This window comes from Streptomyces sp. NPDC001381 (assembly GCF_042895685.1).
Taxonomy (GTDB): Bacteria; Actinomycetota; Actinomycetes; order Streptomycetales; family Streptomycetaceae; genus Streptomyces.
In genome coordinates, this window is sequence record NZ_JBIAWO010000006.1 from 399,333 (window position 1) to 411,885 (window position 12,553).

Genomic DNA, 12,553 nt, shown 5'->3' on the forward strand with positions numbered 1-12,553 from the left:
CGTGGTGCGGGCCGCACGTGCGCCGTGCGTACGCCTCTTTGTGCCCAACTGTGCCGAAACGCAACCCTCTTGAAGCACGCGTACCGGTTCGGGCCACCGACCTCGGTGCCCGGCGGGGTCATCGTGACCGTGTCACCCGCCTCCTGACGCCGCGTCGGTGATTGCTACGGTGCAGCCCGTGTCTGAATCCTCACGTGATACCGCCGAGGGTGCCGGCTGGGGCGAGGCCGAAGCCGGGGTGTACCGGCAGTTGATGCCGGGCCGGGTCCGGAAGATCTCGTGGCTCGACCCCCGGATGCTGTGGGCCGCCCGCAACGGCGTGCTGGCCTCGTGGTTCGGGGACCCGACCGGGCGTACCCGCGGGCGGTGGGTGGCGCAGCGGGAGGCGGCCGGGGCGCCCGCCGACAAGGTGATCCGGCGCTCGGACCCGGACCGGTTCTCCTTCCTGGTCATCGGTGACACGGGAGAGGGCGACGATCCCCAGTACGCCGTCGTACCGGGCTTTCTGAGGGTCGGTCAGGACACGGCGTTCACCGTGCTCGCCAGCGACGTCATCTACCCCGTCGGCGGCGTGGACGACTACGGCGCCAAGTTCTTCCGCCCGTACCGGGACTACCGGGCCCCCATCTACGCGATACCGGGCAACCACGACTGGTACGAGGACCTCGGCGGGTTCATGCGGGTCTTCTGCGACGACGCGCCACCCCTGCCCGCCGAGCCCGCGCCACGCCCGCTCACCCGTGCCTGGCTGCGCTCCCTGCTGTGGCACCGGCCGCGCCCGCACGACGAGCAACTGCTGTCCGAGGCACGGGAGTTGCGCCAGTCGGCGGACCAGCGGGCCGTGCAGCCGGGCCCGTACTGGGCGATCGACGCCGGGCCGGTGCGGATCATCGGCATCGACACCGGCCTGCTGGGCACCCTCGACGCCGCGCAGGGCGCCTGGCTGCGCGAGGTGTCCCAGGGGCCGAGGCCGAAGATCCTGGTCACCGGCTCGCCGCTGTACGTCGACGGCGAGCACCACCCGTGCGCCATCGAGGGCGGAGGCACGGTCGACGACATCGTCCGCGCCCCCGAGCACCACTACGTCGCGGCGATAGGCGGCGACATCCACAACTACCAGCGCTATCCCGTGCGGCTGGAGGACGGCCGCACCCTGCAGTACGTCGTGGCGGGCGGTGGGGGCGCCTTCATGCACGCCACCCACACCATCCCCCGGGTCTCCGTCGCCGGCGTCACCGAGCGGGACTTCCGCTGCTATCCGCTGCGCGGTGACTCGCTCGCCTTCTACAGCAGGCTGTACGGCCGCCGGCTGCGGCTGCGCCGCTTCTTCGCCCTCACCGCGGCCGAGGCCCAGGCGGTCGTCGCCGAGCGGCTCGGCATCCCGGCGACCCGCACGCCCGGGCCGGAGATCAGGATCACCCGGCGGATCCGGCTGATCGCCGGCCTGCTGGGCACCGGAAGCCGCCCGGACCGCCGCAGACGCCTCCGGCTCCCCGTGCGCAAGATCTACACCCAGCTGTTCTCGCCGAGTTCGGCGACGTACAGCCCGCCCTTCTTCAAGTGCTTCCTGCGTCTGGACGTCACCCCGGAGGCGATCCGGCTGCGCTGCCACGCGGCCACCGGCAACCGTGCTCAGGAGCTCCGTCCTCCGGTCGAGGACGAGGTCCTCATCCCGCTGGCCTGATCCCGGACCGCGTCAATCGGACAGAACCGCTGAACGGCCGCCCCGCCGTGAACGATGGAGGAAGCCCGTGCCGACGACCCCACGCCCGCTGCGGAAGCTGGGCTTCCTCACCATCGGCCTGTTCGACGGGGACGACCCGGGCCGGGGCCACGAGACCACGCTGGAGATCATCGAGCTCGGCGAGCGGCTCGGCTTCGACAGCGCGTGGGTGCGGCACCGTCATCTGCAGTACGGCATCTCCTCCCCCGTCGCCGTCCTGGCGGCCGCCTCGCAGCGCACCCGCCGTATCGAGCTGGGCACGGCGGTGATCCCGCTCGGCTGGGAGAACCCGCTGCGGCTGGCCGAGGACCTGGCGACGGTCGACGTCCTGTCCGGGGGGCGGCTCAATCCGGGCGTGAGTGTCGGCCCGCCGATGCACTACGACCAGGTCAAGGAGGCCCTGTACCCGGACACGGCGGACGCCGAGGACTTCGGCCACGAGCGGGTGCGGCGGCTGCTGGACTTCGTGCGGGGCAAGCCGGCGACGGAATTCAGCGGGGCCGAGGGGTTCGAGGTGTTCTCCGACCGGGTCCAGCCGCACTCCCCCGGCCTCGGCCGTCGCCTCTGGTACGGCGGGGGCAGCGCGAGCTCGGCCGGGTGGGCCGGTGAGCACGGCATGAACTTCCTGACCAGCAGCGTGGTCAAGGCCGAAGGCCCGGACGACACACGGGACTTCGCGGAGATCCAGCTCTCCCACATCCGTGCCTTCCGCGCCGCGCACCCCGACGGCGAGGCCGCGCGCGTCTCCCAGGGCCTCGTGGTCGTCCCCACCGACTCGGCCTCACCCGGACAGCGCGCCAGGTACGAGGAGTTCGCCGCCCGGCGCCTGCCGCGCACCACGTCCCCCCAGGGTCCGGCACGGCTCCTGTTCGCGCCGGATCTGGTCGGCACCTCCGAGGAGATCGCCGAACAGCTGTCCGCGCACGCCGCGTTCCGCGAGATCGACGAGGTCGCCTTCGCCCTTCCGTTCACCTTCGAGCACGAGGACTACGTGCAGATCCTGACCGACATGGCGACGAAACTGGGGCCGGCACTGGGCCGGCGGCCCGGCACGGCCGCGGAAACGGACGCCGACACCGACACCGACACGGAAGCCTGACGGCCGTGTCGGACCCGGAGCTGCGGGGCCGGCGCCATGGACCGGGACGCCGCCCGCCGTTCTTCACGAACTGCGAGGAGACGGCGGCCCCGGGCACGTCCCACGGACTGTCCGGGGGCCGGACGCTGTGCGGCATTCCTCGGGACCGGCTCACCCTGTACCGCGGCCCCTTCACCCCGGCCGGGGAGACCGCCTGCCCGCGGTGCGGGGAACGGGCCCTGGGGGAACCCGAACCCGGCGTCGAGGAACGCCTGCGCCACCGGGTCCGGGGCGCGGTCCCGGGCCGCCCGCGCGAGGAACTGCTGGCGGCACTGCGGCAGGGGGCGCGGGTCGGGCTCTGGGTCAGCGGGCCGGCGAAGGATCTCGTGCGTCACCACGCGGGGCGCGAGCGGATCGTCGAGGGCGGCGAACCCGTGGAGGCCGTGGTGCGCGCGAACCGGCGGCTGGGCCTGGCCCGCGTGGTCCACGGCACCCGTGAGTTCGTCGTGTTCCTCCCGGAGGACGACCGCCCGTTCGTCACCCGCGCCGAGCCGGCCTGAGCCCGACTCCCACCGCCGGCCCCGGCCGAAACGGCCCTGGCAGAACCGTGCCGGCGCTGCGCGGACCGCCCGGGAACCTGCTCGCAGCCGAGCCGGGCAGGGAGGCACCGGCTCCTCCGGGGCGGTGCCCGCAGCCGACGGCCGGGCGGAGACCGGCTTGCCCGGAGCCGACCCGGCGGGAACCGACCCGTCCCCGGAGCACGGCCGACTGGCCGGGATCGACGCGCGGGGGCACGGCCGGTGGCGACGGGACGTCAGGGATCGCCCGCCGCGTCCGGGGACCGGCTCGCGAGCGACGACCGCCAGGGCCCGGTGCGTCCTGAGCCACCCCGTCAGGAACCGACTCATCGCAACCCGTCAGGAGCCCCCTCCGGAGCCCGGCGGCCCCGGAGGGCGTTCCGGCACGGGGACTGCCCGGCAAGGACCGGTCCCACTCCCCCGCAGGCGGGCCGTCGCGGCCGGGGCCCGGGCCGGGGTCACCAGCGGCCGGGCTCGGGGCCGGTCAGGGGGGCGGACGGGCGGCCGTCCGTGCCGACGGGTACGTCGCCGGTGAGCATCACGCGGTGCATGGTGCGGGGGAAGCCGAGGTGGGCGTTGTCGCCGGGGGCGAGGTGCATGGTGGCCCTGTTGTCCCAGAAGGCCACGCTGCCCGGTTCCCAGCGGAAGCGGACCGTGTACTCGGGCCGTACCGCCTGGTCCAGCAGCATGTCGAGGAGTGCCCGGCTCTCCGCCCGGGAGACGTCGGCGATCTGCTCGACGTAGTAGCCGTTGACGTACAGGATCCGCTCCCCCGTCTCCGGGTGGACCCGTACCAGCGGGTGCAGGGAGGCGACCTGGTGGTCGAGCAGGTGACGGACGTAGGCGTCCTCGCCCGGCCTCGGCTGATACCCGACGCCGAGCCGGTGCTCGGCCCTCAGTCCGTCCACGAACTCCCGGACCGGCGCGGACAGTCCCGCGTACGCGGCCGCCAGGTTGGACCAGGTGGTGTCGCCGCCGTACGGAGGTACCGTCTCGGCGCGCAGGATCGTCGCGGCCGGTGGGTCGATGCGCGCGCCGTGGTCGCAGTGCCAGCCGCGCAGCAGGGTGTGCCGCCTGCGCTGGAGCCATTCGTCGTGCTCCATGCCGAACTTCCCGCCCAGCTCCAGCCGGTCGGCGGTCGTCTCGATCTCCGGGTGGTCCGGCGGCGAGGCACTGCCGCGCCTGCGCGGCACGACCGGCTCGCCGAAGCGCCGCGCGAACGCCACGTGTCCGGCGTGGTCGAGGCGCTGCCCGCGGAAGAACACCACCTTCCAGCGCAGCACGGCCGCCCTGATCGCGGCGACCTGGGCGTCGTCCAGGCCGGCGGCCAGGTCGACGCCCTCGATCTCGGCGCCTGTGTGCCCGGCGACGGGTTTCACCTCGACCCCGGCCGCCTCCGTCACCTGGCTGTCGAAGTCCGTCGTCATGCCCGCTCCGATCTCGTGGGTACGCCTCAGGGAAGATCGTGACAGCGAATCGAGGGCGTGGCGACAGGGCTTCGGGAGGGATCTGCCGGGGGGTCGGTTCCGGGCCCGCCGTCGAACCTGTCGCGGCGGCGGGGCGCAGCGGCCCGACAGCCGGGTGGCCCCGCGGCCCGCTTGATCGAACCATCCTCGTCCCTGAGGCTGGAGTGACGAGACACAGTCCAGGGGAAAGGCCAGACGGTGATCGACATCCCGGTGCACACGCTCAACGACGGTACGCGGCTCCCGGCCCTCGGACTGGGCACCTGGCCGATGGACGACACACAGGCGGAGGAGGCGGTGGCCGGGGCGCTCGGGCTCGGGTACCGGCTGATCGACACGGCGACGAACTACCGCAACGAGAGCGGGGTCGGCCGGGGAGTGGCGCGCGGCGGAGTACCGCGTGAGGAGATCGTGGTCACGACCAAGCTCCCCGGGCGCCACCACGGCTACGAGGAGACCCTCGCCTCCTTCGAGGAGTCGCGCCGGCGCCTCGGCCTCGAGTACGTCGACCTCTACCTGATCCACTGGCCGCTCCCCCGTGTCGGCAGGTATGTCGACTCCTGGCGGGCGATGATCAAGCTCCGGGAGGAGGGGCTGGTCCGCTCGATCGGCGTCTCCAACTTCACGCCCGAGCACATCGAGCGCCTGGAGAAGGAGACGGGCGTCCTGCCGTCCGTGAACCAGATCGAGCTCCACCCGCTCTTCCCGCAGGACGCGCTCCGCGCCTTCCACGAGACGAAGGGCATCGTGACGGAGAGCTGGAGCCCGCTGGGCCGCGGCTCGGCCCTCCTGAAGGACCCCGCGGTCGTCTCCGTCGCCGAGGCGCTCGGGGTCACCCCCGCCCAGGTCGTCCTGCGCTGGCACGTCCAGCTCGGCGCGGTGCCCATCCCGAAGTCCGCCGACGCCGGCCGTCAGCGCGCCAACCTCGACGTGTTCGGCTTCGAACTCGGACAGCCCCAGGTGAGCGCGATCGCGGACCGGGCACACCGGCGGCTGGGCGGGGACCCGGAGACGCACGAGGAGTTCTGACCCCCGCACGGGCACGTCGACTTCCGGTTGCAGGTGGGGGACGTACCGAAGTCGTGGTCGACGCACCCCGCGTCCGGACCCGCATCCGGAATACCCAAGGCGGAAAGCGGAAAGCGGCCCCAACTGCCTTGCTGTACCTCTATGTTCGCAGCCAGGATTCGTCTTCGCCCGCCCATGTGAGCACGAGCCGGAGGGGTCTTTCCGTATGCGTATCCGCATCCCGCTTAGAGTCGCGACGGCCGGGGCGATCGTCGTCGGTGCCGTCCTGGCCGGCCCGGCCGCCGCCCACGCCACCCCACCGGGTCCCGGGGTCACGGCCCGGCTCCTCGCCCAGAAAACCGTCGGGGACACCGACTACACGCTCAGGGAGATCACCATTCCGCCCGGTCAGGCGACCGGCTGGCACTATCACGACGGTCCGCTGTACGGCGTCGTGAAGTCGGGCACGCTCAGTCACTTCGCCTCGACGTGCCTCTCCGACGGCGTGTATCCGCAGGGCGCTGTCATCCGGGAGCCGGCGGGGCCGGGGAACGTGCACCTCGGCAGGAACCTGGGCGACACCCCGGTCGTCCTGGAGGTCCTGTACGTGCTGCCGCACGGCTCGCCGTTCTCCGAGGACGCGCCGAACCCGGGCTGCCCCTTCGAGTGAGCCCGGCGCTCACCGCGACCCGAGGGACTGTTCCGCCCAGATCGTCTTGCCCCGGTCGGTCTGCCGGCTTCCCCAGCGCTGGGTGAGCTGGGCGACGAGCAGCAGACCGCGTCCGCCCTCGTCGAAGGCGTGGGCGCGGCGCAGGTGCGGGGAGGTGGAACTGCCGTCGGCGACCTCGCAGATGAGGCTGCGGTCGCGGATCAGCCGGAGCTGGATGGGGGGTTCGCCGTAGCGGATGGCGTTGGTGACGAGTTCGCTGACGACGAGTTCGGTGACGAAGGCGGCCTCCTCCAGTCCCCACTCGGTGAGTTGCTCGGTGGCGGCCTGCCGGGTGGCGGCGACCTGGGCGGGGTCGGGTTCCACGTCCCAGGTGGCGACCCGGTCGGCGCCGAGCGCGCGCGTGCGGGCCAGCAGCAGGGCGACGTCGTCGCCGGGTTCCTCCGGCAGGACGGCCTTGAGCACGGTGTCGCAGAGGGCGTCGAGGTCGGCGGCCGGCGCGGTGAGGGCGCTGCACAGTTCGCTGGTCGCACGGTCGATGTCCCGGTCGCGGTCCTCGACGAGGCCGTCGGTGTAGAGGGCGACGACCGCGCCCTCGGGCAGTTCCAGCTCGACCGCCTCGAAGGGCAGTCCTCCGACGCCGAGCGGGGGGCCGGGAGTCATCCGGACCAGTTCCACCCGGCCGTCGGGCAGCAGGACGGCCGGGGCGGGGTGGCCCGCGGCGGCGAGGGAGAGCCGGCGGCTGACGGGGTCGTAGACGGCGTAGAGGCAGGTGGCGCCCAGTTCCGCGACGTCGTCGCCGCCCTCCTCGTAGCCCGCGAGGTGGGTGACGAGGTCGTCGAGGTGGGTGAGGAGTTCGTCGGGCGGCAGGTCCACGTCGGCGAGGGTGCGGACGGCCATGCACAGGCGGCCCATGGTGGCCGAGGACGGGATGCCGTGTCCGACGACGTCTCCCACGACGAGGGCGACCCGGCTGCCGGCGAGCGGAATCACGTCGAACCAGTCGCCGCCGATGCCGGCCGTGGAGCCGCTGGGCAGGTACCGGTGGGCGACCTCGACGGCGGCCTGTCCGGGCAGCCCGCGCGGCAGGAGGCTGTGCTGGAGGGCGAGCGCGGTGGTGCGTTCGCGGGCGAAGCGGCGGGCGTTGTCGATGCAGACGGCGGCCCGGCTGGCGAGTTCCTCGGCGAAGACGGCGTCGTCGGGCTCGTAGTCGTCGGGATGTCCGATACGGATGGCGACCAGGGCACCGAGGGTGGTGCCGCGGGCCCGCAGCGGCACCGAGATCATCGAGTGGACGCCGCGCCGCAGGCGGCGTCCCTCGGGGGCGCGGGCGTCCCGCTCGTCGAGCCAGCGCAGGAAGTCCGGCTCGCCCGCCTGGCTGAGGACCGCGCGGCCCTCCCGCAGGGCGCGCGCGGGCGGGCTGTACGGCGGATGGGTGTCGGTGCCGCCGAGGTGCACGGCGGCCTCGGGGGTGCCCTCGTGGACGGAGCCGTGGGCGACCCTGCGCAGCGCGATCTCGCCCTCGGGCACGGGGGGCGGCTCGTCGGCGCCGAGGACCCAGTCGAGGAGGTCCACGCAGGCGAAGTCGGCGAACCTCGGCACGAGCAGTTCGACCACTTCCTCGGTGGTGCGCACCACGTCGAGGGTGGTGCCGATGGAGGCGGCCGCCTCGTTCAGCAGGGCCAGCCGCTGGCGGGCCAGGTACTGCTCGGTGCTGTTGAACGCCGCCAGGGCGACCCCGCCGACCTCGCCGGATTCGTCGCGCACCGGCCACATCTCGATGCTCCAGGCGTGCTCCCGGTTGAGGGAGGGGGCGCCGGTGAAGCTCTCGTAGCGGGCCGGGCGGCCGGTCTCGGCGACATGGCGGAGGTGCCAGTTGAAGCCCTGGCTGTGCTCGGCGTCCTCGACGGTCTCCGGGAAGTGACGGCCGAGCAGGACGTCCTCGGACACGCCCATGAGCTTGCAGGCGACCTCGTTCAGACGCAGATAGCGCTGCCGGGGGTCGAAGACGGACATCGACATGGACGCCTGCTGGAAGGCGCGTCCCGCCAGGGTCGGTTCCGGGGCCGGGGGCCGTTCGGCGGTGAGGGTCCAGCCCATGGGCTCCCCGCCGGGGCCTAGCACCGGGCACGCGGTGACGGCCAGGGTGACGGGGCGGCCGTCGTGGTGGCGGACGACGACGGGCCGGCTCCACGCCCGGGCCGGGAGCGGTGGGAGTTCCTCGGCGAGCAGCTCGGTCGCCGCCCGTCCCACGGCCCCGGCGGCGGAGTGACCCGTCAGCTGCCGGGCCCCCTCGCTCCACGCCGTCACGATGCCCCGGGCATCGATGACGGCCGCAGCGACGACATGCTCCATGTCGTCCAGAATGGTCCTTTTGCACGGGTGCATCAACCGCGCGGAGCCGGGCGCGGAACCAGGGGCTCCGCGCGCCGGCGAGCGTCGACGACGCTCGTGATCAATACACCTAGGCGCGGTGGGCGCGCAGTGCCTCCAGGGCGCGGTCGGCGTGGGTGTTCATGCGCAGTTCGCTGCGGACGACCTCCAGGACGGTGCGGTCCTGGGCTATGACGAAGGTGGCCCGCTTGGTGGGCAGCACCGAGACGCCCCGCTTCACGCCGAAGCGCTCCCGCACGGTTCCGTCGGTGTCGGAGAGCAGGGTCATGCCGAGGGTGTGGCGTCCGGCGAACTCCTGCTGCCGGTCGACGGAGTCGCCGCTGATGCCGACGGGCCGGGCGCCCGCCGCCGCGAACTCGGCGGCGAGATCGCGGAAGTGGCAGGCCTCCGCGGTGCAGCCGGGGCTGAGGGCGGCCGGGTAGAAGAAGAGGACGACGGGGCCGTCGGCGAGCAGGTCCGTCAGGCTGCGGAGCGTGCCGGTCTCGTCCGGGAGGGAGAAGTCCTCGACCGTGTCGCCGGTCTCCGGTGTCTTCGTCATGACCGCCCCTCCGCGCTCCGCGCGACGCTGCGGGCCCACAGCACGAGGGGCACCTGGAGGGGCAGCCGGCCGAAGGCGGCGGTCTTGAGGGGGGTGGGCCGGTCGCGCCAGTCCAGCGCCATCTTGACGTTGGCGGGGAAGACGCCGACGAAGAACGCGGCGGTGGCCAGGGCCGCCGCCTTCCGGGTCCGGGGCAGCGCCACCCCGGCCGCCAGCGCCAGTTCGGCGACGCCGCTGCCGTACGTCCAGGCCCTGGGCGAGCCCGGCAGGGCGGGCGGGATGGTCGCGTCGAAGGAGCGCGGGGTGGCGAAGTGGGCCACTCCCGCGGCGGCCAGCAGTCCCGCCAGCAGCAGGGGTGAGCGTTCGGACCGGGGCAAGGTTCCTCCTCTGATGTCCTGGCGCCCGACATTACTGGACGGTAGTGCAGGGCCCGGAGGCGGGGGTCGGCCGGCGGGCACGCGCCAACTCCCTTGCCCCGGGGCGGAGGTGGAGCCCGGGTCAGCCCTCGCGCCCGTACCGGCCCGGGGTATGGCCGAAGGACCTGCGGAAGACGTCGATGAAGGCGCTCGCCGAGGACCAGCCGCAGCGCAGCGCGACCGTGGTGACGGGGGTGCCGTCGGCGAGCAGCCGCAGGGCGTGGTAGAGCCGCGACTGGGTGCGCCACTGGGGGAAGGTCATGCCGAACTCGCCGCGGAAGAGGCGGCTGAGCGTGCGTTCGCCGGTGCCGGTGGCGGCCCCGAGCGCGGCGAGGGTGCGCTGGTCGGCCGGGTCGGCGTGGACGAGCGCGCACACCGCGGCGAGGCGCGGGTCGGCGGCGGTGGGCAGCCGCATGGGCTGCTGCGGGCAGGCGCGCAGCTGGTCGCGCAGGACGGCGAGCAGCCGGGCCCGTTCGGGGCTCGTGTCCTCGGGTGCGGCGGTGTAGGCGCGGATCAGTTCCCGCAGCAGGGGGCTGACGGCCAGGGCGGTGGGGGTGTCCAGGCCCAGCGGGTTGTCGTCGGCGGGCAGCCCGACCAGGTGCAGGTCGAGATGGCCGTACGCGCGATGGGCGTGCACGGTGCCCGCGGGCACCCACAGGGCTCGGGTGCCGGGCGCGAACCAGGTGCCGGCGTCGGTGGTGACGGCCAGGACGCCGGAGCCGGCGTAGACGATCTGGTGGTCGTCGTGCCGGTGGGCGTCGATGCGCTCGCCGGGCGCCAGGACCCGGGCGCGGGTGGGGGCCTGCGGGGCATGGCGGATGTTCGACACAGATGGGCAGATTATCGGAAGCGCGACAGGCACGGCGGTCGCGACGATCGCCGTGTGCCGAAAAACGTGCCGGCCGGCCGGCCCCTCGTCCTGATGTCCCTGGGCCACGCGTGCGTGGACGTCTACCAGGGGGCGGTGGCCGCCCTGGTGCCGTTCTTCGTCTCCGAGCGCGCCTGGTCCTACGCCGCCGCCTCCGGTGTCGTCCTGGCGGCCTCGTTGCTGTCGTCGGTGGCGCAGCCGCTGTTCGGTCTGCTCACCGACCGGTGGGCGATGCCCTGGCTGCTGCCGCTGAGCGCGGCGGCCGCCGGTACGGGCGTGGCCCTGAGCGGGGTCGGCGGCTCCTACACGCCGACCCTCGCGGCGGTCGCCGTCTCCGGGGTGGGTGTCGCGGCGTACCACCCGGAGGCCGCGCGGGCCGCCCGTGCCGTGTCGGGTGGCAGCCATACGGCGATGGGCTGGTTCGCGCTCGGCGGCAACGCCGGTTTCGCGTGCGCCCCGCTGCTCGTCTCGGGCGTGGTCGCGTCCGGGGGCCTCGGGGCCTCTCCCCTGCTGGGCGTGCCCGCCCTCGTGGGCGTGGTGCTGTGCGCGGCCGCGGTGCGCTCGGCGGGCGCCCGGACCGCGGGCACCGCCTCCGTCGTGGGTACGGGCCGCGACGACTGGCCGTCGTTCCTGCGTCTGTCGGGGGCCGTGGTGTGCCGCTCGATCGTCTTCGTCGGGCTGAGCGCGTTCGTCGCGGTGTACGTGCGGGAGCGCACCGGCGGCGGGGCGGCCGCGGGCACGGCCGCGCTGTGCGTGCTGTACGCGGGAGGCGCGGTGGGGACGCTGGCCGGGAGCAGGCTGGCGGAACGGTACGGCCGGCTGCCGGTGGTGCGCGGTTCGTACGGAGTGACCCTGCTGGCGGTCGCGGGGGTCCTGCTCGTGCCGGGTCCGGCGCTGTACGGGTGCGTGGCGCTCGCCTCGGCCGGGCTGTACGTGCCGTTCTCGCTGCACGTGACCCTGGGCCAGGACTGTCTGCCCCGGCACATGGGCACGGCGAGCGGTGTCACGCTGGGCCTGACGGTGAGCGTCGGGGGGATGGCGGCTCCGGCCCTGGGGGCGCTCGCGGACGCCACGTCGCTGCGGACCGGGCTGGTGCCCCTTCTCGTTCCGCCCGTGGTGGCCTGGCTCCTGCTGCGCGGGCTGGGTGAGCCGGCCGGGGCGGCTCCGGTTCCGGCCGGCCGGGACCGGGTCAGCCCTTGACGGCCGGCTGCTCGGCCTCCTCCTCGACGGCGTAGGAGAGGAAGTCGTCGACCATGCGGTGGAAGAGCGCGGCGAGCCGGCCCAGTTCCTCGGGGGACCAGTCGGCCAGGGCGAGCTGCATCCCCCGGGCACCGGCGTCGCGGACGCGGTCGACGGCCTCACGGCCGGCGTCGGTGAGCTGGATCCGCTGGGCCCGGCCGTCGTCGGGGTCGGGGACGCGGGTGACGTAGCCGGACTTCTGCAGCTGCTGCACCGTACGGGTCACGTGCGAGGCCTCGACGCCCAGGCGCTGGGCGAGCTCCCCCGGCCGCAGCGGCTCGGTGTCGGCGACCTGGCGCAGCAGGGCCACGGCGGCGCGGTCCAGGGGGACGCCGGCCATCGCCATCAGCCGGTCGTGCTGCCGGGCGCGGGTGCTCAGGTAGGTGATGCGCGTGAGCGCGCGCTCGATCTCGATCACTTCCGGGGAGGCGACGGCGGGCACGGGGAGCGGTTCGGTGGACATGCAACCCACTTTACCATCTCGTTGCGTAACTCAAGTAAGTTACGGCGTACGTGTACCGCGGATCCTGCGGAGAGACGATGCGCGACGCCCGCTTCCGCGATACCCGCACGGTCGG

General features: G+C 73.8%; 12 protein-coding genes. 6 read left to right on the top strand and 6 right to left on the bottom strand.

Annotated features, from left to right (window positions below):
- The first annotated feature begins 178 nt into the window (after positions 1-178).
- The 3 genes from ACFY2L_RS27630 to ACFY2L_RS27640 all read left to right on the top strand — a co-directional run bounded on the left by ACFY2L_RS27630 (position 179) and on the right by ACFY2L_RS27640 (position 3,361).
- Positions 179-1,684, top strand: a complete 1,506-nt coding sequence (locus tag ACFY2L_RS27630; RefSeq protein ID WP_390823728.1) for a metallophosphoesterase family protein — start codon at positions 179-181, stop codon at positions 1,682-1,684.
- 67 nt (positions 1,685-1,751) lie between these two features.
- Positions 1,752-2,822: an LLM class flavin-dependent oxidoreductase gene (locus tag ACFY2L_RS27635; protein WP_390823729.1), complete on the top strand. Its 1,071-nt coding sequence runs from the start codon at positions 1,752-1,754 to the stop codon at positions 2,820-2,822.
- A 5-nt stretch (positions 2,823-2,827) separates the two neighbouring features.
- Positions 2,828-3,361 (top strand): hypothetical protein, encoded by a 534-nt coding sequence (locus tag ACFY2L_RS27640; RefSeq protein ID WP_390823730.1) that lies wholly within the window; start codon positions 2,828-2,830, stop codon positions 3,359-3,361.
- 476 nt (positions 3,362-3,837) lie between these two features.
- Here ACFY2L_RS27640 and ACFY2L_RS27645 read toward each other — a convergent pair whose 3' ends face one another.
- Entirely contained in the window at positions 3,838-4,806 is a 969-nt protein-coding gene (locus ACFY2L_RS27645; protein WP_390661488.1) for a TauD/TfdA dioxygenase family protein, read from the bottom strand.
- Positions 4,807-5,043: 237 nt separating this feature from the next.
- On the opposite strand from ACFY2L_RS27645, the gene ACFY2L_RS27650 reads away from it, so the two are divergent.
- Together ACFY2L_RS27650 and ACFY2L_RS27655 are read left to right on the top strand one after the other, a co-directional pair.
- Positions 5,044-5,874 (top strand): aldo/keto reductase, encoded by an 831-nt coding sequence (locus tag ACFY2L_RS27650; RefSeq protein WP_390661487.1) that lies wholly within the window; start codon positions 5,044-5,046, stop codon positions 5,872-5,874.
- Positions 5,875-6,085: 211 nt separating this feature from the next.
- A complete protein-coding gene (locus ACFY2L_RS27655) occupies positions 6,086-6,523 on the top strand; it encodes a cupin domain-containing protein (protein ID WP_390823755.1) in 438 nt (145 codons plus the stop codon).
- 9 nt (positions 6,524-6,532) lie between these two features.
- Here the strand turns inward: ACFY2L_RS27655 and ACFY2L_RS27660 are convergent, their stop codons facing one another.
- From ACFY2L_RS27660 to ACFY2L_RS27675, 4 genes are all read right to left on the bottom strand, one after another.
- Positions 6,533-8,875 carry a SpoIIE family protein phosphatase gene (locus ACFY2L_RS27660; protein WP_390823731.1) on the bottom strand — a complete coding sequence of 781 codons (2,343 nt, stop codon included), beginning with the start codon at positions 8,873-8,875 and terminating at the stop codon, positions 6,533-6,535.
- Between the two features lie 109 nt (positions 8,876-8,984).
- A complete protein-coding gene (locus ACFY2L_RS27665; RefSeq protein ID WP_390661485.1) occupies positions 8,985-9,452 on the bottom strand; it encodes a peroxiredoxin in 468 nt (155 codons plus the stop codon).
- The gene (locus ACFY2L_RS27670; protein ID WP_390661484.1) at positions 9,449-9,829 is read right to left on the bottom strand and encodes a DoxX family protein; all 381 of its coding nucleotides are present in this window, start codon (positions 9,827-9,829) and stop codon (positions 9,449-9,451) included. The genes ACFY2L_RS27665 and ACFY2L_RS27670 overlap by 4 nt, the downstream gene beginning before the upstream one ends.
- A 121-nt stretch (positions 9,830-9,950) precedes the next feature.
- Positions 9,951-10,697 carry an AraC family transcriptional regulator gene (locus tag ACFY2L_RS27675; protein WP_390661483.1) on the bottom strand — a complete coding sequence of 249 codons (747 nt, stop codon included), beginning with the start codon at positions 10,695-10,697 and terminating at the stop codon, positions 9,951-9,953.
- 93 nt (positions 10,698-10,790) lie between these two features.
- Between ACFY2L_RS27675 and ACFY2L_RS27680 the strand changes: the two genes are divergently transcribed.
- Complete coding sequence (locus tag ACFY2L_RS27680) at positions 10,791-11,936, top strand: MFS transporter (RefSeq protein WP_390823756.1); 1,146 nt, start codon at positions 10,791-10,793, stop codon at positions 11,934-11,936.
- Here the strand turns inward: ACFY2L_RS27680 and ACFY2L_RS27685 are convergent.
- On the bottom strand, positions 11,926-12,438 hold the full coding sequence (locus ACFY2L_RS27685; RefSeq protein WP_390823732.1) for a MarR family winged helix-turn-helix transcriptional regulator: 513 nt from the start codon (positions 12,436-12,438) through the stop codon (positions 11,926-11,928). The genes ACFY2L_RS27680 and ACFY2L_RS27685 overlap by 11 nt on opposite strands.
- Positions 12,439-12,553 lie beyond the last annotated feature (115 nt).